20 protein-coding genes, 3 tRNA genes and 1 pseudogene are annotated in these 25,493 nt (G+C 59.5%); 19 read left to right on the top strand and 5 right to left on the bottom strand.

From position 1 onward, the window contains the following. Position 1 precedes the first annotated feature (1 nt). Together ACRCYW_RS08150 and ACRCYW_RS08145 are read right to left on the bottom strand one after the other, a co-directional pair. On the bottom strand, positions 2-451 hold the full coding sequence (locus tag ACRCYW_RS08150) for a hypothetical protein (protein WP_438549614.1): 450 nt from the start codon (positions 449-451) through the stop codon (positions 2-4). Positions 452-567: 116 nt separating this feature from the next. Next, complete coding sequence (locus tag ACRCYW_RS08145) at positions 568-1,053, bottom strand: YqhA family protein (protein ID WP_438549613.1); 486 nt, start codon at positions 1,051-1,053, stop codon at positions 568-570. 450 nt (positions 1,054-1,503) lie between these two features. Between ACRCYW_RS08145 and ACRCYW_RS08140 the strand changes: the two genes are divergently transcribed. From ACRCYW_RS08140 to ACRCYW_RS08120, 5 genes are all read left to right on the top strand, one after another. Then, positions 1,504-2,625 (top strand): branched-chain amino acid ABC transporter substrate-binding protein, encoded by a 1,122-nt coding sequence (locus tag ACRCYW_RS08140; RefSeq protein WP_438549612.1) that lies wholly within the window; start codon positions 1,504-1,506, stop codon positions 2,623-2,625. 86 nt (positions 2,626-2,711) lie between these two features. Then, positions 2,712-3,626, top strand: a complete 915-nt coding sequence (locus ACRCYW_RS08135) for an ABC transporter permease subunit (protein ID WP_438549611.1) — start codon at positions 2,712-2,714, stop codon at positions 3,624-3,626. A gap of 10 nt (positions 3,627-3,636) precedes the next feature. Beyond that, entirely contained in the window at positions 3,637-4,929 is a 1,293-nt protein-coding gene (livM, locus tag ACRCYW_RS08130) for a high-affinity branched-chain amino acid ABC transporter permease LivM (protein ID WP_438549610.1), read from the top strand. Then, on the top strand, positions 4,926-5,816 hold the full coding sequence (locus tag ACRCYW_RS08125; protein ID WP_438549609.1) for an ABC transporter ATP-binding protein: 891 nt from the start codon (positions 4,926-4,928) through the stop codon (positions 5,814-5,816). Before livM ends, ACRCYW_RS08125 begins: the two co-directional genes overlap by 4 nt. Before the next feature lie 8 nt (positions 5,817-5,824). Beyond that, positions 5,825-6,532, top strand: coding sequence for an ABC transporter ATP-binding protein (locus ACRCYW_RS08120; RefSeq protein ID WP_438549608.1), 708 nt, complete (start codon positions 5,825-5,827; stop codon positions 6,530-6,532). Positions 6,533-6,571: 39 nt separating this feature from the next. Here ACRCYW_RS08120 and ACRCYW_RS08115 read toward each other — a convergent pair. Both ACRCYW_RS08115 and ACRCYW_RS08110 read right to left on the bottom strand, forming a co-directional pair. After that, positions 6,572-6,647, bottom strand: a tRNA-Asn gene (locus ACRCYW_RS08115). 2 nt (positions 6,648-6,649) lie between these two features. Then, a tRNA-Asn gene (locus ACRCYW_RS08110) sits at positions 6,650-6,725 on the bottom strand. Between the two features lie 525 nt (positions 6,726-7,250). Between ACRCYW_RS08110 and dauA the strand changes: the two genes are divergently transcribed. Next, positions 7,251-8,987, top strand: a complete 1,737-nt coding sequence (dauA, locus tag ACRCYW_RS08105; RefSeq protein WP_438549607.1) for a C4-dicarboxylic acid transporter DauA — start codon at positions 7,251-7,253, stop codon at positions 8,985-8,987. Between the two features lie 151 nt (positions 8,988-9,138). Next, positions 9,139-9,226, top strand: a tRNA-Ser gene (locus ACRCYW_RS08100). 274 nt (positions 9,227-9,500) lie between these two features. Here ACRCYW_RS08100 and ACRCYW_RS08095 read toward each other — a convergent pair. Beyond that, complete coding sequence (locus ACRCYW_RS08095) at positions 9,501-10,715, bottom strand: hypothetical protein (protein ID WP_438549606.1); 1,215 nt, start codon at positions 10,713-10,715, stop codon at positions 9,501-9,503. Between the two features lie 538 nt (positions 10,716-11,253). Here ACRCYW_RS08095 and hcp1 point away from each other — a divergent pair. From hcp1 to tssJ, 12 genes and pseudogenes are all read left to right on the top strand, one after another. Beyond that, on the top strand, positions 11,254-11,772 hold the full coding sequence (hcp1, locus tag ACRCYW_RS08090) for a type VI secretion system effector Hcp1 (RefSeq protein ID WP_349921309.1): 519 nt from the start codon (positions 11,254-11,256) through the stop codon (positions 11,770-11,772). A 298-nt stretch (positions 11,773-12,070) separates the two neighbouring features. Beyond that, a pseudogene (locus ACRCYW_RS08085) lies at positions 12,071-14,017 on the top strand (type VI secretion system Vgr family protein); the annotation flags it as partial. Between the two features lie 51 nt (positions 14,018-14,068). Further along, positions 14,069-15,046: a cytotoxic necrotizing factor Rho-activating domain-containing protein gene (locus tag ACRCYW_RS08080; protein WP_438549759.1), complete on the top strand. Its 978-nt coding sequence runs from the start codon at positions 14,069-14,071 to the stop codon at positions 15,044-15,046. Positions 15,047-15,796: 750 nt separating this feature from the next. Continuing rightward, a complete protein-coding gene (locus ACRCYW_RS08075; RefSeq protein WP_438549605.1) occupies positions 15,797-16,342 on the top strand; it encodes a DUF6630 family protein in 546 nt (181 codons plus the stop codon). 136 nt (positions 16,343-16,478) lie between these two features. Then, the gene (locus tag ACRCYW_RS08070) at positions 16,479-17,864 is read left to right on the top strand and encodes a tetratricopeptide repeat protein (RefSeq protein ID WP_438549604.1); all 1,386 of its coding nucleotides are present in this window, start codon (positions 16,479-16,481) and stop codon (positions 17,862-17,864) included. A 663-nt stretch (positions 17,865-18,527) separates the two neighbouring features. Beyond that, positions 18,528-19,031: a type VI secretion system contractile sheath small subunit gene (tssB, locus tag ACRCYW_RS08065; RefSeq protein ID WP_438549603.1), complete on the top strand. Its 504-nt coding sequence runs from the start codon at positions 18,528-18,530 to the stop codon at positions 19,029-19,031. Between the two features lie 36 nt (positions 19,032-19,067). Continuing rightward, positions 19,068-20,546 carry a type VI secretion system contractile sheath large subunit gene (tssC, locus tag ACRCYW_RS08060; protein ID WP_438549602.1) on the top strand — a complete coding sequence of 493 codons (1,479 nt, stop codon included), beginning with the start codon at positions 19,068-19,070 and terminating at the stop codon, positions 20,544-20,546. Positions 20,547-20,552: 6 nt separating this feature from the next. Further along, entirely contained in the window at positions 20,553-20,984 is a 432-nt protein-coding gene (tssE, locus tag ACRCYW_RS08055) for a type VI secretion system baseplate subunit TssE (RefSeq protein WP_438549601.1), read from the top strand. A 3-nt stretch (positions 20,985-20,987) separates the two neighbouring features. Next, positions 20,988-22,754, top strand: a complete 1,767-nt coding sequence (gene tssF / locus ACRCYW_RS08050; protein ID WP_438549600.1) for a type VI secretion system baseplate subunit TssF — start codon at positions 20,988-20,990, stop codon at positions 22,752-22,754. Continuing rightward, entirely contained in the window at positions 22,718-23,716 is a 999-nt protein-coding gene (gene tssG, locus ACRCYW_RS08045) for a type VI secretion system baseplate subunit TssG (protein ID WP_438549599.1), read from the top strand. Before tssF ends, tssG begins: the two co-directional genes overlap by 37 nt. 26 nt (positions 23,717-23,742) lie before the next feature. Then, positions 23,743-24,978: a type VI secretion system-associated FHA domain protein TagH gene (tagH, locus tag ACRCYW_RS08040; RefSeq protein ID WP_438549598.1), complete on the top strand. Its 1,236-nt coding sequence runs from the start codon at positions 23,743-23,745 to the stop codon at positions 24,976-24,978. Then, entirely contained in the window at positions 24,978-25,493 is a 516-nt protein-coding gene (gene tssJ, locus ACRCYW_RS08035) for a type VI secretion system lipoprotein TssJ (protein ID WP_100861738.1), read from the top strand. Before tagH ends, tssJ begins: the two co-directional genes overlap by 1 nt.

Genomic DNA, 25,493 nt, shown 5'->3' with positions numbered 1-25,493 from the left:
GTCAGGGACGCCACTTGAGCAGGGTCCAGCGCCAGGCGTGGCGCAAGACCAGGGGAGTGAGAGACAAGGCGCTCAGCCAATGGGCCCAGCTCGCCAGATTGCCGAGGCTGTCCCCCGGCGTACCGTACAGCACCAGTACCAGGCCGCTGCCGAGGCAGACCAGCAGCAGGGCCTCGATGATCCGGCCCGTGGTGCGCAGGAACGGCTTGTGGCTGTGGCGCAGCAGGCGGCGATGAGAGAGCCAGAAGGCGCCAAACAGCAGGGGGAACAGGGAGAGCGACAGCATGACGTGGAGAAACAGATTCCAGCGTGCCAGGGACCAGATCGGGGTTAGGGGCTCCCACAGCAGCAGGCCGGAGAAGAACATCAGGTAGAGGCTGCCTTCGGCAGCCTGATGGTGGTAGGCCAGCCATCGCCAGAAGTGTCGTGGTGAGAGAGATAGGCTTGTCATACAGGCTCCAGCACCCGGGCGTTCAACCCGGGTGAGCAAGTCTACCTTGGGGTAACCGCAATGAAAAGAGTTATCAATTTCGCTACTGATGAATAAACCCTGAATGAAAATGACGGTTATTTATGATCCGCCAGCCGCTCGGTGATCGCGTAGATGAGGGCCGCCAGCGAGAAGGCCAGGAACACGATCACCGACCACTTCATCTCCACCTCGTTGCCGACCCCGTCATCTAGGAAGGCCTTGAGCACCTCTATGCCCGCTATGGTCACCAGGGAGTTGATGACGATGAGCTTCAATGAGGCGAAGTTGATCTTGCTGAGCCAGTTGTTGCCAAGGGCCTCGCGCTGCTCCTGGGTCTGGATGAACTGCACGAAGCCGCAGACCGCCACCAGGATCAGCATCTGGGCCACCAGCACGAAGTCCACCAGGGTCAGTACCCCTGTGATGAGGTCCATGTAGTGGATCTCGATGATGTCACGGCACAAGACATAGAGCTGCATGGCAAACTTCACCATCAGCAGGGCGACGCAGATGAGGATGGCCACGTAGAAGGGGAACATCATCAACCGGCTGCCATTGAGCATGAAGTTGAAGCGGCGCATGAGAACTCCTTAACGAATTGAAATTGCGCTGATTATGGCTCGGATCGACCGGCTTGGGCAGCCACCATCACAAAATGTCTGGCAGGGAGAGGGGGCGGGGGGATCATGAGGTAGCAGGGGCCCGGTAGCAGGGGTCGCGTCCCTGGCCCTGTGCATGGCCGATATTTTTCAGCGGATGTGATCCCGCCCTCATTTCCCCCCATGGTGGCGGGCCGGGAAACGCGGCGCCTGCGTGCTGCACACCTAAATTTTTCCTGCCGGTTTGCAACTATGACAATCATTTGCTTAGCTTTTTTCAGCTTGCAGGCAGTGTAAGAAAACTCATATCCACATCACAGGATGTTGTCTGGAGCGAGTCAGTTTCGTGCAGTTTGTCCTCGTTTTGATGGTCGGACTGGGTGCCACAGGGTGTCCCACTCCACATACACCTCTTTGCTAAGGAACAGCATCATGTCGATAAAGTTCATCAGAAGTCCCATTTCCCTCTTGCTGACCGGTTGCCTGGTCACGGCCTTTTCCGCCAGGGCGGATATCGTGATCGGCGTCGCCGGCCCCTTCACCGGGCCAAACGCCACCTATGGGGATCAGTATTGGCACGGGGCGACCCAGGCCGCGAAGGACATCAACGCCGCGGGGGGGATCAACGGCGAACAGATCAAGCTGGTGCAGGGAGACGATGCCTGTGAACCCAAACAGGCCGTCGCTGTGGCCAACCGCCTGGTCGATCAGGACAAGGTCAACGCCGTGGTCGGGCACTTCTGCTCCTCCTCGACCATGCCCGCCTCCGAGGTCTATAACGATGCCGGCGTCATCGCCATCACCCCAGGATCGACCAATCCGCTTGTCACCGAGCGTGGCATGAGCGACATGTTCCGCATGTGCGGACGGGATGACCAACAGGGGCAAGTTGCCAGCGACTTCATCATCGACAAGCTCAAGGCCAAGCGGGTGGTGATCATCCACGACAAGGACACCTATGGGCAGGGGTTGGCGGATGCGACCAAGGCGGCGCTGGCCAAGCGCGGTGTGCAGGACGTGATGTATGAAGGGCTGTCGCGCGGCGAAAAAGACTTCAACGCCCTGGTCACTAAGATAGGGGCGCAGAAGCCGGATGTGGTCTTCTTCGGCGGCTGCCACCCGGAAGGGGGCCCTCTGGTACGCCAGATGCGCGAGCAGGGGGTGTCGGCCAAGTTCTTCTCGGGGGACTGCATCGTCAATGCCGAGATGGTCACGGCAGCCGGCGGCCCGCAATACACCAACGGCATCTACATGACCTTCGGTCAGGATCCGCGCCTCATCCCGGACGGCAAGGCGGTCATCGAGGCATTCCGCGCCAACAAGTTTGAACCGGAAGGCTACACCCTCTATGCCTACGCCTCGGTGCAGGCCATAGCCGCGGCCTTCAAGGGGGCCGGTGGCACCGACGCCGCCAAGGCCAGTGCCTGGCTGAAGGGGAACACGGTCGAGACTGTGATGGGCAAGAAGTCCTGGGACAGCAAGGGAGATCTGAAAGTCTCCGACTACGTGGTCTACCAATGGGACGATCAGGGCAAATATAAAGAAGTCAAATAACGACATAGTGGATAACGCTCAGCGCCGACTGCGGTCGGCGCTTTATAAACACCAGGCCCTCGCGGCCTATAACGAGAGCGCACTACATGGATGTATTTTTCCTGCAACAGCTGATCAATGGTTTAACCCTGGGGTCTGTCTATGGGCTGATTGCCATCGGTTACACCATGGTTTACGGCATCATCGGCATGATCAACTTTGCCCATGGCGAGGTGTACATGATCTCGGCCTACCTCAGCGCCATCGGCCTGGCGCTACTGTCCTTCTTCGGGCTGCACTCTTTTCCCCTGCTAATCCTCGGCACCCTGATCTTCACCATCATGGTGACCGGGGTCTATGGCTGGACCATAGAGCGCATCGCCTATAAACCCCTGCGCAACTCGACGCGCCTGGCACCCCTCATCTCCGCCATCGGCATGTCGTTGATCCTGCAAAATTACGCACAGATTAGTCAGGGGCCCCGCCAGCAAGGGGTCCCTACCCTGCTCGACGGAGCCTTGCGCTTTCATATCGGCGATGGCTTCGTGCAGGTGACCTACACCAAGGTCTTCATCCTGGTAGCCTCGTTCGCAGGCATGCTACTGCTCACCTGGATCATCAGCAACACCAACCTGGGGCGCATGTGCCGGGCGGTGCAGCAGGACAGAAAGATGGCCTCGATCATTGGCATCAACACCGACAGGATCATCTCGCTGGTGTTCGTGATAGGGGCCGCCATGGCGGGGCTCGCCGGCGTCTTGATCACCTTCAACTACGGCACCTTCGACTTCTATGTCGGCTTCATCATCGGCATCAAGGCCTTCACCGCCGCCGTGCTGGGGGGCATTGGCTCCTTGCCCGGCGCCATGCTGGGGGGCCTCATCCTGGGGATAGCGGAGGCGCAATTCTCGGGGATGGTGAACTCCGATTACAAGGATGTGTTCTCGTTCGGCTTGCTGGTGATGATCCTCATCTTCCGTCCCCAGGGGCTGCTCGGCCGCCCCGTGGTGAGCAAAGTGTGAGGGGGCAAAGATGACATCACAGAGCAGCTCACCCCCGACTTTCTCCTTCAAGCGCTGCCTGCTGGACGCGATTTTCGCCGGCCTGGTGGCACTCATCGTGTTTGGCCCCATCGTCGGCGTCGTGCTGGATGGCTACAGCTTCAACTTCGCGGGGCAACGGCTGGTGTGGATAATCCTCGCCGTCATGGTGGGCCGGTTTCTGATGAGCGCATTGCTGACCACGGCCGCAGGCGCCCGCCTGCGTTTCGGCTTTGCAGCGGATAACGGCGGGGTCTATGTACGGGAGCCCGACTACAAGGATCCCCTGCGCTGGATCATCCCGCTGGTGCTCGCGCTGGCGATCTGCTTCCCCTTTGTCGCCACCAAGTATGTGCTGACGGTGGCGATCCTCGGTCTCATCTACGTGCTGCTCGGGCTGGGGCTGAATATAGTGGTGGGGCTCGCGGGCCTGCTGGACCTGGGTTACGTCGCGTTTTATGCCATCGGGGCCTATGGCCTCGCCCTCGGCTATCAATATCTCGGGCTTGGCTTCTGGTCTATGTTGCCCCTGGTGGCGCTGATCGCGGCGGCGGCCGGGGCCTTGCTGGGCTTCCCGGTATTGCGCATGCACGGGGACTATCTGGCCATAGTGACCCTTGGCTTCGGAGAGATCATCCGCCTGATCCTGAACAACTGGCTGGCCTTTACCGGTGGCCCCAACGGGATCTCGGCCCCGGCGCCCACCCTGTTTGGCCTGGAGTTCGGGCGACGGGCGAAGGAGGAGGGGGGCGTGCCTTTCCACGAGTTCTTCCAGCTGCCCTATGACCCCAACCTGAAATTCATCTTTATCTATGGGGTGCTGGTGGTTGTGGTGGTGTGGGTGCTCTATGTCAAACACCGGCTGACCCGCATGCCGATCGGGCGGGCCTGGGAGGCGCTGCGCGAAGACGAGATAGCCTGCCGATCCATGGGGCTCAATCATGTGCTGGTCAAGCTGTCGGCCTTCACCCTGGGGGCCGCCACTGCGGGGATTGCCGGGGTGTTCTTTGCCACCTATCAGGGGTTCGTCAACCCCACTTCCTTTACCTTCTTCGAATCGGCCCTGATCCTCGCCATCGTGGTGTTGGGGGGCATGGGCTCGACCATAGGCGTCGTGCTGGCGGCCTTTGTGCTGACCGTCACCCCCGAGCTGCTGCGCAGCTTCGCCGAATACCGGGTGCTGCTGTTTGGCATGCTGATGGTGGTGATGATGATCTGGCGACCGAGGGGTCTTATTCGCATCAACCGCAGCGGCTTCGCGGTGCGCAAGGGGGTGGCACCATGACGACTCACCCGCTGAACGACATGATCCTGAGGGTCGAGCATCTGATGATCGCCTTCGGCGGCATCAAGGCGCTCAACGACGTGAGTCTGGAGGTGAAGCGCGGCTCCATCACAGCGCTCATCGGTCCCAACGGTGCCGGCAAGACCACGGTGTTCAACTGCCTGACCGGCTTCTACCGGGCATCCGGCGGCAATATCTTCTTCAACGCCCGCAGCGAAACCACGGATGTAATCCAGATCCTCGGTCAGGCATTCCAGCCCGGGGACTGGGTCAATCCGGCCCGGCTCGGACAGCGGATCTTCTACAAGATGTTTGGGGGCACCCATCTGGTGAACCGGGCGGGTCTTGCCCGGACCTTCCAGAATATCCGCCTGTTTCGGGAGATGTCTGTGGTGGAAAACCTGCTGGTCGCCCAGCACATGCAGGTCAATCGCAATCTGCTGGCCGGTGTGCTCAACACCCCGGCGTACCGGCGGGCCGAGAGTCGCGCCCTGGATCGCGCCTTCTACTGGCTCGAGGTGATGGATCTGGTGGATTGTGCCAACCGGTTGGCGGGGGAGATGTCCTATGGCCAGCAACGCCGGCTGGAGATAGCCCGCGCCATGTGCACGGCCCCCGAGATGATCTGCCTGGATGAGCCCGCTGCCGGGCTGAATCCGGTCGAGACCCAGACCCTCAGCACTATCATCCGGTATCTGCGGGATCATCATGGCATCACTGTGCTGTTGATCGAGCACGACATGACCATGGTGATGGAGATCTCCGACCACATCATAGTGCTGGATCACGGCGATGTGATCGCGCAGGGTAGACCTGAGCAGATCCAGCACGATGAAAATGTGATCGCCGCCTATCTGGGCGCCGATGACGACGAGGCCTGCGCATGAGCGGGGCCATGCTGGAGTTTCGCGACGTCGACGTCTTCTACGGCGCCATCCAGGCACTGACCGGGGTCAACCTGCAGGTGTTTGAGGGGGAAACCGTGGCGCTGATCGGTGCCAATGGCGCCGGGAAGTCCACGCTCTTGATGTCGATCTTTGGTCTGCCTCGCATTCGCAGCGGACAGATCCTGTTTCGCGGCGAGGACATCAGCCATCGCTCGACGCACTTCGTGGCTTCGGCGGGCATCGCCCAGGCGCCGGAGGGGCGGCGAGTCTTCCCGGACATGACGGTGGAAGAGAACCTGCTGATGGGGACCATCCCCATCGGCAGCCAGTTTGCGGCGCAGGACATGCAGGCCATGTTCGATCTCTTCCCGCGCCTGAAGGAGCGTCGCAAGCAGCGGGCGATGACCATGTCCGGTGGTGAGCAGCAGATGCTGGCCATCGCCCGCGCCCTGATGAGTCGCCCCAAGCTACTGTTGCTGGACGAGCCCAGCCTGGGGCTAGCTCCCATCGTCGTGAAGCAGATCCTGCATACGTTGCGGGAGCTGGCGCAGAGCGGCATGACGATCTTCCTGGTGGAGCAGAATGCCCACCATGCCCTGAAGCTGTCCGATCGTGGCTATGTGATGGTGAACGGCAAGATCCGCCTGACTGGCAGTGGTGAGGAATTGCTGGGCAATCAGGAGGTGCGCAAGGCCTACCTGGGGGGCGGGGGATAACAAAAAGCCCGCCTGGTTTCTCAGGCGGGCTCTCTAAGATGGCTCCCTCGACAGGACTTGAACCTGTGACATACGGATTAACAGTCCGCCGTTCTACCGACTGAACTACGAGGGAATTGGCTCCTCCTACTGGACTTGAACCAGTGACATACGGATTAACAGTCCGCCGTTCTACCGACTGAACTAAGGAGGAATTGCCTGTCTCGTCGAGACGGTGCGGATATTAATGGCCGCTCGGCCGGGTGTCAACCCGTAGCCTTGTGCAAAAAAGGGCTTTTCGGCCCGTTTGCCCAAAACTTGGTCGTCGTGGACTATTTTCAGCACAATCAGCAGCTTGGGAAAGGGTGTTGTGGCTTATCTCCTGCCATCCGGTTTGGCCCCTGCTTGTGAGCCGGTGGCAAGGCTAGGACTGGTGGTGTCATCGGTGCAGGAGAGTAAAGAGGCCGTCGCTCGGTGAGGAGAGGTGATCGCTTGCCGATGGCCGCCCGGGTGATCCCCTGGGGCCGATAGGTGATAAAGATCGGCGATATGCCGCTTATCCACGGCAAAAATGGGGGCTAATGGCCATTTCTTGATCCTGCCCATCGAAATGTTGCGCCGGCTCGGGTATGGTTGCCCTCGATACCATCGCCGCGTCGACAGCTCTGCCGGCCCTTGATGATGATCGGGTGCCGGGTCACGCCGGCCTTTGTCTCCTCCTTCTGGTATTACCCAATACATGCACAATCAAGCTTCCTTACAAGGCGTGAAGCTGGCTATCGCATTGCGCCAATCCTGTATCGACGAACCCTATAGCGTCGCCCGTTTCGGCCGCGACCTCATCGCCGGCATCACGGTCGGCATCATCGCCATCCCGCTGGCCATGGCGCTGGCCATCGCCAGCGGCGTGCCGCCCCAGCATGGTCTCTATACCGCCATCATTGCCGGCATCGTCATCGCGGTGACCGGAGGCTCGCGCTACTCCATCTCGGGACCCACCGCCGCCTTCGTGGTGATCCTCTACCCGGTAGCCCAGCAGTTCGGCGTCGGTGGTCTGCTGATGGCGACCCTGCTCTCCGGCTTCTTCCTGGTGGCAATGGGGATGGCCAGGCTCGGCCGTCTCATCGAATACATTCCCCCCTCAGTGACCCTGGGCTTCACCGGCGGTATCGCTATCGTGATCGCAACTTTGCAGATCAAGGACTTCTTCGGTCTCACCGTGGCCGAGATGCCGGAGACCTATCTCGGCAAGGTCGAGGCCCTGGCCCAGGCGCTGCCAAGCTGGCAGTGGGGGGACACCCTGGTGGGGGTCGCGACCCTGGCTGTGTTGCTGCTCTGGCCCAGACTGCGTCTGCCGGTGCCCGGTCACCTGCCCGCCGTGCTGGTGGGGGTGGGGCTCGGCTTTGGCCTGCATCAGTTCGGGGTGGACGTGGCGACCATCGGCAGCAAGTTCAGCTATACCCTGGCCGATGGTACTCAGGGCATGGGGATCCCCCCCATAGCGCCGACCCTGATGATGCCCTGGTCACTGCCAGGTCCAGACGGCGCCCCCGTGGTGTGGGATCTGGCGGCCATCGAGCGCCTGCTGCCCGCCGCCTTCTCCATGGCCATGCTGGGGGCCATCGAATCCCTGCTCTGCGCCGTGGTGCTGGATGGCATGACGGGGCGCAAGCACAGCTCCAATGGTGAGCTGGTGGGGCAGGGGCTTGGCAACATTCTGGCCCCCTTCTTCGGCGGCATCACGGCGACGGCGGCCATCGCGCGCTCCGCCGCCAACGTGCGGGCCGGCGCCACCTCGCCCATCTCAGGCATAGTGCACGCACTTGTGGTGCTGGCCGCCATCCTGGTGCTGGCCCCCTGGCTCTCCTGGTTGCCGCTGTCCGCCATGGCGGCCCTGCTGCTGCTGGTGGCCTGGAACATGAGCGAGGCCCACAAGGTGGTGGATCTCATCCGCCGTGCGCCGCGCTCGGACGTGCTGGTGCTGCTGGTTTGCCTGTCGCTGACCGTCATCTTCGACATGGTCATCGCCATCACCTTCGGGGTGATCCTGGCCTCCCTGCTGTTTATGCGCGAGATTGCCAAGATGACCAAGCTGCACAACCTGGCCGAGCACAGGCGCTACGCCGGCGAGGTGCAGGCCGGGACCCTGGTCTACAAGATCAACGGCCCCCTGTTCTTCGCGGCGGCGGAGCGGGTGTTCGGTGAGTTGCTGGCCCAGGTGAAGGATCACAAGACGCTGGTGCTGCAGATGGAGGCGGTCTCCATTCTGGATGCGGGTGGCCTGTCCGCCTTCCAGCAGTTTGCCAGGCGGATGGCCAAGTCCGGGGTGCGGGTACGGGTGGCGGAATTGCAGTTCCAGCCCCTCAAGACCCTGGCCCGTGCCAAGGTGCGCCCCATCCCGGGTGAGCTGGAGTTTTACGGCTCGCTGGAGGAGGCCATCAGAGGGGAACCCTTGCGCGAAGTGGCTGAAAATTGAGTGAAAGGGATAGGAAATGGCAAGTTTTTGGTCACTTGGTTCGGTAATTGAGCAATTGACTGCAAAAGGTGAAAAATAGCATTGACCGACCCGCGCCTATCCCTTACATTACGCCCCGTTCCAACGCAAACAGCGAAACGAACGAAAATTTGGTGAGGTGTCCGAGTGGCTGAAGGAGCACGCCTGGAAAGTGTGTATACGGCAACGTATCGAGGGTTCGAATCCCTCCCTCACCGCCAAATTTAGAAAAACCGACCTCAGGGGCGGTTTTTTGCTTTCTGGCTGTCAGTGTCAACGATAGCCCCTGAAATGCCAGACCCCGCTCGCAAGAGCGGGGTCTTTGTTTTTACGCCTCCTTCGCTTTCTTTCCCACCCTGTGTCCTCAGTCGGTGACGACGTCACGGCAAAGCTCCTTGCTTCGCATCTTCTTCTCTCCATTGATACCTGAGTTGCCAACGGCGACTGGGGTTCTCTCTAGTCCCCCGAACCTCTTGTGATCCCAGTGTCATGCCATCAGAAGATCACCCCGACGAGGCGATCGAGCAGTACGTCGAAGGGGAACAGGGTCAGCAGCAGGGGGACGAAGGGGACGACACTCGCCAGCACCAGTTGCAGGAACATGTCCCGGCTGAAGGGGATGGGCCTGATCTCCTTGATGACGGTAAAGGCGTTGCCGAGATCGGCGAGGGACTGGATGTCGGCGGCGCCGAGCAGGGGTTCCCCCTCCCTGTCGCTGCTCTTGAGCCAGCGGCGCTCGAAGCCGCGGCTGTATTCGGCGGCGAGGGCGCCGTATTCCCGCAGCCCCTGCCGCTTGGCCGCCATGATGTGAGGGGCGAACACCCCCAGCGGTGCCAGCACCAACACCAGTCCGAAGCCGGCCAGCAGCACTATCTCCGGCTTGTAGGCGGTCAATACGGCGGCGTCGTAGAAGATGCGGTTGGCGATGAAACCGGCCAGCTGGGCCCCGAAGGCGGTCAGCAGTGGCGAGTAGGCGTAGGCGGCCGCCCCCAGGAACCCCAGGCCGCAGTTGCGATCCGGGTGGGTCGGCAGCAACTCGAGCCGGATCCGGGAGACCTGCCAGAGAAAGCGGGTCCAGATGAAGATGCGGTAGAGCCAGCGCAGGATCAGAAACTGGGTGATGGGGTTGCTCACCCAGAAGAACCAGTAGCCGGGCAGGGTCAGGGTGATGGCCCCCTGGTGCATGGTGGCGTACCAGGTCGAGGACTGCAGGACGAAGGTGTTGATCCGAAGAAAGTAACCCATCGAGAAGACGAACAGGATCAGGGTCACCTCGGCGGGGATGGAGTTGCGCCAGCGCATGGCGCTCTGGATGGCGTCATAGAAGCGGGGCAGGGAGTGGTGGGCGATGAGATCCCGCTCGACGAACTGGCTGACGATGATCCGGATGCGCTGATGGACGATGAGCTCCGCATAGACCAGCAGGGAGACGCAGACCAGAAAGCGTACATGGGTCTCCACATCCAGCAGGAAGGGGACGGCCACCCCCTGTAGCAGGCTGCCCTCCAGGGCGCACAGCAGCAACAGGGGCAGCCAGCAGATCCCGCTCAGCACCAGGATCCGCCGCCGGATATGGGCCTTGATCTCCCCAAGGTGTGCCCGGCTCCAGAGCTGGTACAGGGGCCCGCCGAGGATCAGGGAGAAGTTGTAGGGATCGGACAGGGGGGAGGCCTGCGGCCCAGGCGCCGTGGATGGCTTATGGCTGGACATGGTGGACACCTCGAACGAGTGGATGGTTGGGGCTGATACGCGTGGTGCGATCTGGTGCCGGTGGCGAAACACACGGTGGCAGCGGTATTGCTATCAAGGCCGACAGGCGTTCTGGGGAGAGAGGCAAGCCTTCAGGGCCATTGACGGGAGGTGCCATCGCCATGCTCCAGTGCCGGGGCTCATGGTATTAGGTATAGCGCCGGTGACCGGGATATTGGCAGGACTGGGTGAGCCAGGTGTTCAGAGCCGATGGTGAGCACATAGCTACAGGGATGATGGATGGGGCAGACAACCCAGGTTGGTGGTGATAAATGTCGGTCAGGGCAATTGGTTGCTTGCATTAAAGATTAAAACACTGTAAATGCAATGCTGGGTGGGTATATGTGCTGACAGGGCAACAAGTTGCGGTGCTTGATAAGGTCACTTATCGATGTGATTTTTTAACTCATTGTTTTGTATTGAAAAAATAATCTGGCATGGTCGCTGCTAATGGTTCCGGTTGAGTGTCATTACCGTTTAACCAATCAGGAGCATACCCATGCCAACTCCATGTTATATCAGCATCGAAGGTAAAACCCAGGGCAACATCACCGCCGGTGCCTTCACCTCCGACTCCGTCGGCAACATCTTCGTGCAGGGCCACGAAGACGAGATGCTGGTGCAGGAATTCCAACACATCGTCACCGTGCCGACCGATCCGCAATCCGGCCAGCCTGCCGGCCAGCGCGTCCACAAGCCGTTCAAGTTCACCGTGGCCCTGAACAAGGCCGTGCCCCTGATGTACAACTCCCTGGCCTCCGGCGAGATGCTGCCGAAAGTGACCCTGAAGTGGTACCGCACCTCCGTCGAGGGCAAGCAGGAGCACTTCTTCAGCACAGTGCTGACCGATGCCACCATCGTCGACATCGACTGCCAGATGCCTCACTGCCAGGACCCGGCGAAGGCTGACTTCACCCAGCTGATCCAGGTCTCCCTGGCCTACCGCAAGATCGACTGGGAGCACACCGTCGCCGGCACCTCCGGTGCGGACGACTGGCGCGCGCCGATCGAGGCTTGATGCCATCAAGGAGCACCCCATGGGTGCTCCTTGCTTTGTGTGCTGCGTCATCTGCTGTGGAGTCTGATGAAGCTTCTGACTCCTCTCACCCTGTTTCTCATCGTTTTGACCCATGCCATGACTTTCTTCTGCCCGTTTGCCGCGTGAGCGGGCACAACAAAGAACATGACGACGGATCTGCACGCACGCCTTGGGGGCGTGCGGTAGCCATGGCGGCGAAAAAGTGGCGGCCATGGCGGATCTCTCTCCCACCTTGAGGCAGCCGGCAGCGATGCGGGCCGACAGCAGAGGCGCACCCATGGCAGATAGCACAGGATTACAGTTCACCGTCAAGGTGGGGGCCTTGCCCGAGAGCACCTTCGTGGTGGCGGAATTTGCACTGGAAGAGGCGCTCAATGGCCCTTTCCAGCTGAGACTGGAGCTGGCCAGCCCTCAGCCGGACGTGGACTTTGGCGCCGTGCTGGACCAGCCCTGCGAGCTGCTCATCTGGTACAACGGCGAGCTGCAGCGGCGGGTGTGCGGGGTGGTGAGCGACTTTGCCCAGGGGGACAGCGGTTTTCGCCGCACCCGCTATCAGCTCCTGGTGCAGCCGGCCCTGTGGCGCCTCTCATTGCGCCAGAATTCGCGCATCTTCCAGGCCCAGAAGCCGGACGAAATCCTCAGCATCCTCTTGCAAGAGCACGGCATCACCGACTACGCCTTCGCGCTGAAAAACGAGCACGTCCAGCGGGAGTACTGCGTCCAGTACCGGGAGACGGATCTCGATTTCGTGAATAGGCTCGCCGCCGAAGAGGGACTCTTCTACTTCCACGAATTTGAAGCGGGCAAACACCGCATCGTCTTTGCTGACGATGCGGCCGCCCTGACTGCGGGCCCCGAGCTCTTCTTCAACCTCGGCAACCGCTCCTTGGAGCAGGGCCCCTATGTGCGCCAATTTCACTACCGCGAAGCGGTGCGGACGTCGGATGTGGAGCTCAAAGACTACAGCTTCAAGACCCCGGCCTATGGCCTCTCCCACAAGCAGCGCGGTGCCGATCTCACCCATCAGCGAGATACCTATCAGCACTTCGACTCCCCGGGTCGCTACAAGCTGGACCCGAGTGGCAAGGCCTTTGCCCAGCACAGGCTCGATTCCCTGCGCAATGACGCCATCACCGGCCAGGGCAAGTCCAACTGCGCGGCCCTGCTGCCGGGCCAGACGTTTTCCCTCACCGAACACCCGAACGGCAGTCTCAATGCCGACTGGCAAATCGTGCGCATCAGCCATACCGGCCAGCAGCCCCAGGCGCTGGAGGAGGAAGGGGGCAGCGGCCCGACCGTCTATCACAACGAATTCGGGGTGGTGAAGGGGAGCACGACCTGGCGTACGCGCATCGGCAGCCCACAGGCGCCCCACAAGCCCATGGTGGACGGTCCGCAGATCGCCACCGTAGTGGGACCGGACGGGGAGGAGATCTATTGCGACGAGCACGGCCGGGTGAAACTGCAATTCCCCTGGGATCGCTATGGTTCGAGCAACGATCAGAGCTCCTGCTGGGTGCGGGTGAGCCAGGGCTGGGCCGGCGGTCAGTACGGCATGATGACGATCCCGCGCATCGGCCACGAGGTCATAGTGAGCTTCCTCGAAGGAGATCCGGATCAGCCGATTATCACGGGTCGCACCTACCATGCCACCAACCGTCCACCTTATGAACTGCCGGCGAACAAGACCCGCACCGTGCTGCGCACCGAGACCCATCAGGGGGAGGGTTTCAACGAACTGAGATTCGAAGATCAGGCGGGCAAGGAAGAGATCTACCTTCACGGTCAGAAAGACCTGAACCTGCTGATCGAGAACGATGCGGCCTGGCATATCAAACACGACGAGCATCGGGACATCGACAATGAGCGGGTGACCCGGATCAAGGCCAATGATCACCTCACCGTGAACGGCGAGAAGCGGGATCAGATCAAGGCAGACTATTCGCTCACCGTGGATGCCTCCATGCATCAGAAGCTCGGGCAAAGCTGGCTTACCCAGGCAGGGCAGGAGGTACACGTCAAGGCCGGTGCCAAGGTAGTGCTGGAGGCGGGATCCGAGATCACCGTCAAGGTCGGTGGCTGCTTCGTCAAGGTCGATGGCGGCGGCGTAACCCTGGTCGGCCCCACCATCAAGATGAACTCCGGCGGCAGCCCGGGATCAGGCTCCGGCTGGGCAGGGCAGGCTCCGGTACTCCCCAAGGGGGTAGCCAAGCCGGATTCTCCACCAGCCTCACTCATTGCTAGCTCGGCGCCATCCCAGACATCGGCCGTACCCATGATGGTGCAAGCTGTCATCAATCAGGGCGAGACGTTGTCGAGCCCCTTGGTTAATTCTCGTCCCCTTGTGGCCAGTACACCGGTGATTCACTCCGATAGCGTGTTAGCGAGAGGTGTGACAAAACCCGATCGCAAGCCGGGCAAACCAAACAAGGATACTCAGAAACTGATCAAGGGCTATATTACGCCTTTGGCCAAGCGTGGCTTGTTGGTCGGTGAGCCGACCCATCCCATTATGTTGGGGTTCGAGGTTTGCCGGTTTGACGCAGAGGTTCGGCTGGACGCGCCACGGGCCTATAACCGCGAGGATGCCATCTTCACCGAGAAGGTCCTCACTGCCACCGGCGCTCAGGCGACGTCCCTTGAGGGGGGATTACAGATTGGTAACCATTGGGGCAAAGAGGTGCTGGGGGAGCAGGTCAGTCTAATCAACGTGGTTAATGGCACGGCTGGCACGGTCGGTATCCGAATCCCTCTTGATAACTTGGTGGAAGGCCAGCCTGTGGTGCTAACCTCGGGGGCGCTGAGCGGATGTACGATGATCTACGCCCATGATCGAGACTTCTTCTACGCCTACCACACGGGCCAGCCGGGTGGCATGGATTGGCGAACAGGGGTAGATGGGATCGCGACTACAGCGGCATGTCACAGCCTCCTGACCGGACGAGATCCCGGGGATTTACCGGGAAACAACGACAGCTTGCTGGATATCTTCTCCTCCTACGAGGGGGCCTTCATTACCTACTTGGGTAAGACGGGCACAACTATGAGCCGAGGTGCGCTCAAGGTGACAGCATTTGATTACAACCTGGCCAAGACCACTCGCCGGGATCCCAGGGCTGGTTACGCCTACGCGCTATTGGCCCGGGTCGGCAATAGAGTCAAGATCAAAGCCTTGTCCGAAGACGTGTTGATCAGCATGAAAGATCAGAAGATCACTCGGCTCGCGGGCCAAAAGATTAAGTTCGTGTCCTAAGGAAACTGGATGCATTCATATGATGACGTCAGGTTTTCGGCCTCGAAAGGATGGCAGCATTTCGCTGTGGTCAATACTGCGGCCGAGCCTCAAGCGATAGTACGCTTCTACGAGCTGGGGCTGCGACGCTTTTATCGATGAGTATCAGACTGGGATAGCTGGCTTATTCGGGGGAAGCTGGCTGGCAACACTGGCAGTGACAATTGAACGCTGATTTTTCGCCCCAACGCCCCCTTATTTGCAAGCCAAGCTTATGAGTCATGGTGTGGGTAAACGCATCAATCTCAGCTTGTCTCGTGATGCTGTATCACCTTTGGGACTTATCAGCCTGAAACCTTACTCTTCCTAGCACACTGAGATGAAAAATAGTTCTGGCCTAGGTAAGAAATCAACCTATGTGGAAGTATTGATGAAACGGGTTGTGGAGGGAGAATATTTCGTATTCCATTGCACATGATGGTAGAGGTAGGCCGAGCAGCAGGGGTACCATTTAAGGGGGGGGGCAATCCAGCCAATATCAATAGATACGAACCGACTATCAGTAAGGAGAAACTCAGCTGATAGGTAACAAGGAATCATGATACTAAATCCGGGTATAGGAGTCGTGTGCGGTTTATCAATGATGCACAGCCTGCATGATCGATATATCTCGATGCCGAGTGGCGTTCGATGCTATTGCGCAGGCTCATTCATGCTAGACACGAATGACCTGGCACCCTTGGCACAGTATGAAAAAATCGAGGAAGAAGAGTGAAGGCGATAAAAAAACTATTCCTGATCCTCTCTGTCATCATCTTGTCTCCCCTGTTAATCCCTATGGTTTATGTCGAAAGACGAAGAAGAAAATGGTTTCTATCGACTCTACTATCTCATCTTCCTGAAGCCATCAGTGTCGATAGAGTGAACGCTCTGATGAAGACGAATGCCGATGCACTACAGGGCCGTATCGTGTCAACACTTGTTGAGCTGAATTCCGATGAGTGTTGGGTATGTCTCAATATCGACTGGCGAGACGTGGAGGAGGTTGAGTTACAAGGCAACGCATTGGCGGATATTCACGGTTTGAAGGAGCATTTCATTTGTTCCGAACCGGACGAGGATGCATCGGTTTGGAGCATGCTGGTACTTTATGACCTATGGTTGCAAGCGCAAGGATATGAAGTCGTGCTTTGGGATATAGATACTGATCAATATACAGGTTTTATTTGTCGAACTGATGCCCTCGATAAGCTGTTAAATGAGGGAAACAAGCTGGGTTTGGAACTGGTCAAGTTAGATCATGTGAACGAGCAATAATACTCTGAGTCAGTATGAATTTTATGGAATACGATTTATTTAAAAAGTTGATGAGAAATAGAAAATACATCAGGTTGTAAGAAAGTGTTATGTATGCAGCCACCCTTACCATCCAAATTATTCGCAGATACAAACGATGACATATCGCACATTATGGTTGGTGCTGGCGAGCCATTGGCTCGCCGCTTGTACCACAACGACACCACAGACCGAATCCGAACTCTCTCAAGCCGCCCAACAGGGTCAGGGCAAGGCGCAGTATGAACTGGCCAATCGCTTGGCGGCCAAGCCGGATTATCCCGATGCGATGCGCTGGATGAAGCAGGCTGCGGATCAAGCAGGACCGCTGGCGGCCGATGCGGATATACGAGGCAAGGCAGCACTGCAGGTGGGAAGCTGGTATCAGACTGGCCTCGGTGAGCCCAAGAATCCCAAGCTGGCCCAGAACTGGTGGCAGCGCTCGGCCAAGCTGGGTAATGCGGATGCCAGTTATCAGCTGGGGTTGGAGTGTCGGCAGCAACATCAGGGCAAGTTGGCCGATGAGTGTCTCGACTGGTTCGAGCAGGCGGCCAAACGCGATCATGCGGATGCTCAACTGGTGTTGGGAGAGTGGTATGCCAAACAGCCCGGTGCCGATGCCGATGCCATCGAGTGGCTGGAGAAGGCGGCCGAGCAGGGTAACCGCGAGGCGCAATATCGGCTCGGCCTGCGCTATGAGCAAGGAAAGGGAGTCGCCAAGCGCCCCGATCTCGCCCAGCGCTGGTATGAGAAGGCCGCTGCCCAGCAACAACCGGATGCCTTGCTGATCCTGGCCAGCCGGGCGAGTGGTGCCGAGGCTCTGCCCCTGTATCAACGCGCCGCCGATGCCGGTGCTCCCCAGGCCCAGCTGTGGTTGGGACAAGCCTATCTGGCGGGGGAGGTGGTGCCTCAGGATCTCGCGCTCGGTCGTTACTGGTTGGAGCTGGCTGCGAGCCATGGCTCTCACGAGGCTGAATATCAGCTGAGCCTGCAGCAGAGTGAGCCGGCGGCACAGGAGCACTGGTTGACGCTGGCGGCCAAAGGCGGGGTGAGCCAGGCACAACTCGAGCTAGCCACATTGCAGCAGGGACGGGGTGAGTTGGTAGCGGCACGCCAGAGCCTCGCCTCGGCGGCGCTGCAGGGCAATGTCGAGGCACACTATGCCTATGGCGAGATGCTGCGGCTGGGACTGGGCGGGGAGGCGGACTATGTTCAGGCGCTCAAGCAGTACCGGCTGGCGGCCAATGCCAATCACCGGCAGGCACAATATCGCATGGGCACCATGCGCGAGCGAGGCTGGGGGGCGCCTCGCAACCGCTTGCATGCTTATGCATGGTATCTGCTCGCCGCGACCGACGGGAACAAGGATGCGACCGATGCAGGCAATGAGCTGGAAAAAGGGATGACCAAACAAGAGAAAGCCTCTGGCCAAAAACTGGCCCAGCACTGGTTTATCAAGCTGGAGAAGGGTCAGCTATCGGAGAAGATGCAGGACAATACCTAGTGCTCAGCAAGATGATTAAACACTGTTAGAGTTCATATGAGATGGAAAAATCCCATGGCATGATGATGAATGCCATGGGATATTTTTTTTACGCTTTATGGGGGCATTTTATCGTGCATCTTATATGACTGTTTATCGTGAGAGAGATATCATCATTTTTCTGGCATCATCACTCAGTTGCCAAGTATTAATGCTTTTCCACTGGCTAGATGACAAATTCATTAATCTTTTGCACGCCTAGCATCATTGTTACTGCAGAGAAATCCAGCTTCAGACATTTCTCACTCAGTGTAGGCTTGATTTTATGTCGTTGATTTTATTGATATTTACTTTGTTGTTGATAATGAATAAATGCTTTTTAAATATTTTTGTATTGACGTCAATGGAATCACAAATATACCATTCGTCGCAAATGGCTCTTAAGCCAGCATGACCTCTGACAAAGAGCAGAGGCAAATCGGGTTGTATTAAGTAACAAGATGCATATTGTGTTTTTGATTATCCAAGCACCGGCTTGGCACATATCAAAAATGCATCGTCGGCTGGCGTTTTTCTATCGAGTTCTCTCCAGAACTCGTCAACTGTCATTTTTTACAGTTGCCGGTAGAAGCGTTGGCTATAAGCTTTAGGGTCTTCATGGATCCTTAACTTGGTATTTAGAGCATGGGAAAAGGAATTGATGGCGCCACCGTTGCGCCTAAAGAGCGTATTAATATCAAATATGTGCCGGCAACCGGTGGCCAACAGGCGGAAATAGAACTTCCGTTGACCATGATGGTTATTGGCAATATGAAAGGACGTACGGAAGAGACCCCCATCGAGGAGCGTCAGACCGTCTCCATCGACAAGAATAATTTTTCCTCTGTCATGAAAGAATCTGCACTGGAACTGAAGTTCTCCGTTCCCAATCGCCTGGAAGAGAACAGCCAGGACGACTTGCCGGTGTCGATCAAGATCCAGTCTCTGGAAGACTTCACCCCCGACAGCGTTGCCCAGCAGGTTCCCGAGCTGCGCAAGCTGCTGGAACTGCGTGAGGCCCTGGTTGCCCTGAAAGGACCCTTGGGAAATATCCCGTCCTTCCGCAATCGTTTGCAGGATCTGCTGTCCAGTGACGAGGCTCGCGAGCAACTGCTCAAGGAGCTGGATCTGATCAAGCCTGCCGAGTGATCTGCAGATTTATTGACTGATTGATAAGGAAAAAATATGTCTCAGGTCGAAGAACAGGTTCAAGCGGGGGCGAGTGCTGCCTCCTCGTCCTTGCTGGACGAAATCATGGCGCAGGCCCGCATCACCCCGGTAGACGAGGGTTACAGCGTTGCCAAGCAGGGGGTCGCCGCCCTGATCGCCAACATTCTGGACAGCGGAACCACCACTGATCCGGTCAACAAGGCGCTGGTGGACAGCATGATTGTCGAGCTCGACAAGAAGCTGAGCAAGCAGATGGACGTCATTCTGCACGCCAAGGAAGTGCAGGAGCTGGAGTCCTCCTGGCGTTCTCTCAAGCTCTTGGTGGATCGCACCGATTTTCGCGAGAACATCAAGATCCAGGTGCTGCATGCGACCAAGGAAGAGCTGCTGGAAGATTTCGAGTTCTCACCCGAGATCACCCAGTCAGGCCTCTACAAACACGTCTATTCCACGGGTTATGGCCAATTCGGTGGTCAACCCATCGGTGCCGTGATCGGTGACTACGCCTTCACCCACAGCTCCCCCGACATCAAGCTGATGCAGTATGTGAGCGCGGTGGGAGCCATGGCTCATGCCCCCTTCATCTCCTCCGTCGCACCGGCCTTCTTCGGTGTGGACAGCTTCACCGATCTGCCGTCCATCAAGGATCTCAAGTCGGTGTTCGAAGGCCCGGCCTACACCAAGTGGCGTTCCCTGCGCGAGTCTGAAGATGCCCGTTATCTGGGGCTGACCGCACCGCGCTTCCTGGCGCGCCTGCCCTATGATCCGACCGAGAATCCCATCAAGGGCTTCAACTATCAGGAAGACATCAGTTCGGATCACGACCACTACCTGTGGGGCAACACCGCCTATCTGATGGGTACCTCCCTGACCGACAGCTTCGCCAAGTATCGCTGGTGCCCGAACATCATAGGCCCGCAGAGCGGTGGCGCCATCCACGACCTGCCGGTGCATGTGTACGAGGCCATGGGCCAGCTGCAGGCGAAGATCCCGACCGAGGTGCTCATCACCGATCGTCGCGAGTATGAGCTGTCCGAAGAGGGCTTCATCACCCTGACCATGCGCAAAGACAGCGACAACGCCGCCTTCTTCTCCGCCAACTCGGTGCAAAAACCCAAGGTGTTCCCGAACACCAAGGAAGGGAAGGAAGCGGAGACCAACTACAAGCTGGGTACCCAGCTGCCCTACATGTTCATCATCAATCGCCTGGCACACTACATCAAGGTGCTGCAGCGCGAGCAGATCGGTTCCTGGAAGGAGCGTCAGGATCTGGAGCGTGAGCTGAACGGCTGGATCAAGCAGTACGTGGCCGATCAGGAGAACCCGCCGGCAGACGTGCGTAGCCGCCGTCCGCTGCGTGCCGCCCAGATCAAGGTGCTGGACGTGGAAGGGGAACCGGGCTGGTATCAGGTCGCCATGGCCGTGCGCCCGCACTTCAAGTACATGGGTGCCAGCTTCGAGCTGTCTCTGGTGGGTCGTCTGGACAAGGAATAATGGCCGATGCCGTCTCTCTCTTCCTGGGATAGAGGAAATGCGGCCAGCCTGTTTGACAGGATCCGGGGGGAGGGGCTTCATCCTTCCCCCCGCTCGGAAGTGGATGATCTGGTCGAGTCTGTCAAACGGCAGCTCGACCAGATCCTCAACACCCGTCCCGGCAATTGCCGCAGTGCCCCCGAGCTTGGCGTCGTCGATCTCAATGACGCCACCCAGGGCAGTGCCGACATCAAGGGGCGGATCCGTGAGGCGATCCGGCAATGCATCCGTCGGTATGAACCGCGGATAGTTCACGTGGAGGTGCGTTCACCCGACTATCAGGCGGATCCGCTCGAGATGTCGTTTCAGGTGACGGCCCATGTGAGGCTTGAGCACATCGAACAGGTTACCTCGTTCAACGTCCACCTGGACAGTCACCGTCACTACCGCATGGTCTGATCAATGTCGTTGGAACATTACTTCAGGGATGAACTGGCATTTTTGCGCCTGCAAGGGCGCGAATTTGCCGATGCCTATCCCGAACTCACCCGTTTCTTGTCCGAGCAAAATACGGATCCGGACGTGGAACGCCTGCTGGAAGGCTTCGCGTTCCTCACCGGCAACCTGCGCGCCAAGATAGAGGACGAGTTCCCCGAGCTGACCCACGGTCTGCTCAATATGCTCTGGCCCAACTACCTGCGCCCCGTGCCCAGCATGACCATCATGCAGTTCTCGGTCATCCCCGGGGCCATCACTCAACCTGCGCTGGTCAAGCAGGGCTGTCAGCTCGACAGCCTGCCCATCGACGAGGTGACCTGTCACTTCCAGACCAGCCACGACGCCTGGATCTATCCGGCCGATATCCGTCACATCGCGGCCCAGAGCGGCAACGATCTTTCTACCATCTCCCTGGATATCGCCCTGCATGCCCCCTTGCCCCTCGATGAGTTGCAGCTCGACAAGCTGCGCTTCTACCTCGGTGGGGACAGCTATACAGCCTACGAGCTCTACTTCTGGCTCTCCAACCAGCTCTCCCACATCGAGCTGGAGATAGACGGCAAGCGCTTCCGTCAGGAGGCCAAGGCCCTCAAGCCCATCGGCTTCGAGCGCGACGATGCGCTCTTGCCCTATCCGAACAACGTCTACTCCGGCTATCGCATCCTGCAGGAGTATTTCTGCTTCCCGGAGAGCTTCCTCTTCTTCGAGCTCTCCCGTGGGGACTGGCCCAGGCAGCCGCTGCCGGTCAGCGAATTCAAGATCCATTTTTGTTTCGACAAGCCGCTGCCCGCCGAGCTCAAGATCCGGCCCGACTCCTTCATGCTCAACTGCGTGCCGGCCATCAACCTGTTCCAGCACGACAGCGAGCCGGTCAACCTCAACGGCCGTCAGGCGGAATATCCCCTCAAGGCGAGCTATCGCCACGCGGACAGCTTCGAGATCTTCTCGGTGGACGAGGTGGAAGGCTGGGTGGAGGGCAACCTCGGCCGCTCCCGCGGTACGCCGCGCATCTATCAACCGTTCGAGAGCTTCCAGCATCAGATAGAGAGAGCCAAGCAGCGGCTGGCGCTCTACTACCGGGTGCGGGTGCGCGAATCGGTGAGCGGTGACGGCTTCGAGCACAGCCTCTCCTTCGTGCGCGGGGATGAGACCACAACGGTGGAACTGGATGAATCCATCTCCGTCACCCTGACCTGCACCAACCGCTCCCGGGCCGCCACCCTCAAGGTGGGCAACATCTGCGTGCCGACCGGCAGCTCGCCGTCATTCGCCACCTTCCGCAACCTGATCCGGCCGACCCGGCCCCTGCGCCCGGCCCTGGATGGCAGCCTGCACTGGACGCTCATCTCCAACCTGTCCCTGAACTATGTCTCCTTGCTGCGCCGGGATGCCCTGGTGCAGGTGCTGCGTACCTACGATTTCCCGGCCCTGCACGACAAGCAGGCGGAGCAGGCCTCGCGCAAGCGGCTGGGAGGGATAGAGCAGATCGAGACCACGCCGGTGGACCGCCTGGTGCGCGGCATGCCGGTGCGGGGGCTCAAATCCGTGCTGCATGTTCGTCAATCCGCCTTTGGCAGCGAGGGGGAGCTCTACCTGTTCAGCACAGTGCTGGCCCACTTCTTCTCGCTGTACGCCAGCGTCAATGCCTTCCACCTGCTTGAGGTGGTCAATCTCGACAACAAGGAGCGTTACCAGTGGCCAGTCCAGATCGGTCAACACTCCCTGATGTGAGCGCCGCCAAGGAGGCGCCCCGTTTCAACTTCTTCCAGCTGGTTGAGCTGCTCAACCGGCTGGATGGCGCCGATCAGGAGCGGGGGCTCGACTATCTGCCCAGTGACGAGGGGATCCGTTTCAAGGCGACCGCCTCCCTGGGCTTCCCCACCAGCGACGTGCTGCAGATTGGCCGCGATGACAAGGGGCGCCACGAGCTGGAGGTGGCCTTCCTCGGCCTGCACGGCAGCCAGTCCCCCATGCCGGGTTACTACCTCGATTCCCTGGCCTGGGAGTACGCGCAAGGGGAGCAGAAGCTCGGCCTGTTCCTGGACTTCTTCCATCACAGGCTGCTGACCCTGCTGCACCGGATCTGGCGCAAGTATCGCTATCACGTGCGCTTCCAGGACAACGGCGAGGATGGCTTCTCCCGCCTGATGTTCGCCCTGGTGGGGCTCGGCAACGAGGCGGTCTGCCGCAGCCTGCCGGTCAACCGGGCCAAGATGCTCTCCTATGCAGGGCTCCTGGCCAGCCCCAGCCGCTCCCCCGAGGTAGTCGCGGGCCTGGTGGCTCACTGTTTCGATCTGGCGGAAGTGGAAGTGAGCGCCTGGCAGTGGCGCCGGGTGCCCATCCATCAGGATCAGCAAAACCGGCTGGGCCGCGCCTGCGCCACCCTGGGAGGAGATTTCGTCATCGGCGACAAGGTCAATGACTGCGCCGGCAAGTTTCTATTGAAGATCAACAACCTGAGTTTTGGGCAGTTTCTCGGGTTTCTCCCGAACGGGGAGCACTTCCACGCCCTGGTGACCTTTGTCTCCTTCATCCTGCGTGACCAGCTGGCCTGGGATCTGCGCCTTGGCTTTGGTCAGGAGCAGGCCAGGGGGCTGAGGCTCGGGGAGGAACAGAGTGCACGCCTGGGGTGGAGTAGCTTCCTCGGCGCGCCGCCGAGTGACCCGTTTGTGACCATTTGTGTTCAGGAATAGGTGCAGGAATGAGAGCAGGAGTGAATGTGAACGACCTAAACCAGCAACTTTCCCTGGTGGTGCTCAACAGCGAGCAGCTCGATGGCAACCAGCAGGTGCAATACGGCTTCGGCGAGATGGGGGGGACCCTTGGCGCCTCCGAGCAGGATGACTGGCATCTGCGGGACCGACTGGGGGCCGTCATGCCGGCTCATGCCCGAATCGAGCTGCAGGACGGTCGCTTCTGCCTGTGCGATCTGAGCGGCCAGACCTACATCAATGGCGCGACTTCCCCCATTGGGCGCTCACGCAAGGTACATCTGGAGCAGGGGGACGAGCTCGTCGTCGGCCCGTTCCGGCTCAAGGCCTATCTCGGCGCCATCACGCCGGAGCAGAGCCTGCAGCAGGTGCTGGGCAATCGCCCCACCGAGCAGCTGGACGAGTGGCTGGCGAGCGACGAACCTGCCGTCTGCGAGGAGGATCCCCAAGCCCTGGCACTCGATCCCCTGTTGGCGCTGCAGCATGAGCGCTCGGCGCTGACTCCCCTGGTGGATCCCCGTCGCCAGGCCGAATTCCCCTCACAACCGGATATGGAACATCCGTCCCTGTCCCCCTTTTCTGCCATCGAGAACACCATGAACCAAGAATTTCTGGATATGCCCGCCATCGAGAATCACCCGGATTACCTGCCACCACTGGAAGGGGTCGATCACGTCGCCCTGACCCCACTGATGCGCGGCCTGGGTCAGCCGCTGCAGATGCAGGACACCCAGCAGGCCCACGACATGCTCGAAGAGATGGGCAAGACGGTGCGCGCCATGGTGGAAGGGCTGCTGCAGCTGCAAAGCGATCAGGCGGCGCTGGCGGACAAGCACCTGCGTCCCATCGAGGACAACCCGCTGCGCCTGGGGCTCGGCTATGACGAGACCCTGGCGGTGATGTTCGCCGAGCAGAAGAGCCCGGTGCACCTGACCGCGCCGGCGGCAGTGGCCGAGAGCCTGCGCAACGTGCGCATCCACCATGTGGCGAACCAGCAGGCTATCGGCGCGGCCCTCAACAGCATCCTGCAAGCCTTCTCGCCGGATGCCCTGGTCGGCCGCTTCGAGCACTACCGCCGTACCGGTACCCCGGGGGCCGCGGACGAGGGCTGGGCCTGGAACATGTACCAGCACTACTACCGCGAGCTGACCTCCGCTCGCCAGCAGGGCTTCGACAAGCTGTTCCATCAGGTGTATGCCCAGGCCTATGACCAGGCCGTGCGTCAGCAACAGGGACTGATCTGATGACACGTGCGCTGATGCTGGGGGCTGCTCTGCTGGCCCTGGCGGGTTGTACCACCATGGGCAAGATGGCCGATGTGGCCATGAACCCGGACATCCAGGTGGGCAGCAAGGATGATCAGCCCTCCACCCTGGGCCTGAGCCTGGTGGCGGAGCCGGACGTCAACCCCAACGAAAGTGGGGAGGCGGCCCCCGTCGAGTTCCAGGTGCTGCTGCTGGCGGAAGACTCCAAGCTGCTCGCCACCGACTACGACCAGGTGACCGAGGATGTGGAGAAGGCGCTTGGCAAGAACTACCTGGACCATCAGGACTACACCTTGCTGCCGGGGCAGTTCAAATATCTGCCCCCTATCAAGCTCGACGAGAAGACCCGTTACATCGGGGTGATCGCCCGCTACGCCGATCCGGACAGCGCCGAATGGCGCAAGGTCATCAAGGTCAAGAGCACGGGCAGTGCCTATCAAATTCTGGTTCATCTGCGTCTGGATGAAGTGGAACTACAACAAGAAGAAGAATAA

The organism is Aeromonas sp., from assembly GCF_051657805.1.
Taxonomy (GTDB): Bacteria; Pseudomonadota; Gammaproteobacteria; order Enterobacterales; family Aeromonadaceae; genus Aeromonas.
The sequence above is the reverse complement of the archived record's forward strand: the minus strand, read 5'-3'. Positions and strand labels throughout refer to the sequence as shown.

Excerpts from the sequence above, each read along its gene's own strand:
- ACRCYW_RS08140 (WP_438549612.1), top strand. The coding sequence starts at position 1,504 with ATGTCGATAAAGTTCATCAGAAGTCCCATTTCCCTCTTGCTGACCGGT.
- dauA (WP_438549607.1), top strand. The coding sequence starts at position 7,251 with ATGCACAATCAAGCTTCCTTACAAGGCGTGAAGCTGGCTATCGCATTG.
- ACRCYW_RS08120 (WP_438549608.1), top strand. The coding sequence starts at position 5,825 with ATGCTGGAGTTTCGCGACGTCGACGTCTTCTACGGCGCCATCCAGGCA.
- hcp1 (WP_349921309.1), top strand. The coding sequence starts at position 11,254 with ATGCCAACTCCATGTTATATCAGCATCGAAGGTAAAACCCAGGGCAAC.
- tssE (WP_438549601.1), top strand. The coding sequence starts at position 20,553 with ATGCCGTCTCTCTCTTCCTGGGATAGAGGAAATGCGGCCAGCCTGTTT.
- ACRCYW_RS08135 (WP_438549611.1), top strand. The coding sequence starts at position 2,712 with ATGGATGTATTTTTCCTGCAACAGCTGATCAATGGTTTAACCCTGGGG.
- ACRCYW_RS08150 (WP_438549614.1), bottom strand. The coding sequence starts at position 451 with ATGACAAGCCTATCTCTCTCACCACGACACTTCTGGCGATGGCTGGCC.
- ACRCYW_RS08125 (WP_438549609.1), top strand. The coding sequence starts at position 4,926 with ATGACGACTCACCCGCTGAACGACATGATCCTGAGGGTCGAGCATCTG.
- tssF (WP_438549600.1), top strand. The coding sequence starts at position 20,988 with ATGTCGTTGGAACATTACTTCAGGGATGAACTGGCATTTTTGCGCCTG.
- ACRCYW_RS08080 (WP_438549759.1), top strand. The coding sequence starts at position 14,069 with ATGATGGTGCAAGCTGTCATCAATCAGGGCGAGACGTTGTCGAGCCCC.
- tssJ (WP_100861738.1), top strand. The coding sequence starts at position 24,978 with ATGACACGTGCGCTGATGCTGGGGGCTGCTCTGCTGGCCCTGGCGGGT.
- ACRCYW_RS08145 (WP_438549613.1), bottom strand. The coding sequence starts at position 1,053 with ATGCGCCGCTTCAACTTCATGCTCAATGGCAGCCGGTTGATGATGTTC.
- tssC (WP_438549602.1), top strand. The coding sequence starts at position 19,068 with ATGTCTCAGGTCGAAGAACAGGTTCAAGCGGGGGCGAGTGCTGCCTCC.
- tssB (WP_438549603.1), top strand. The coding sequence starts at position 18,528 with ATGGGAAAAGGAATTGATGGCGCCACCGTTGCGCCTAAAGAGCGTATT.
- ACRCYW_RS08095 (WP_438549606.1), bottom strand. The coding sequence starts at position 10,715 with ATGTCCAGCCATAAGCCATCCACGGCGCCTGGGCCGCAGGCCTCCCCC.
- livM (WP_438549610.1), top strand. The coding sequence starts at position 3,637 with ATGACATCACAGAGCAGCTCACCCCCGACTTTCTCCTTCAAGCGCTGC.
- ACRCYW_RS08070 (WP_438549604.1), top strand. The coding sequence starts at position 16,479 with ATGACATATCGCACATTATGGTTGGTGCTGGCGAGCCATTGGCTCGCC.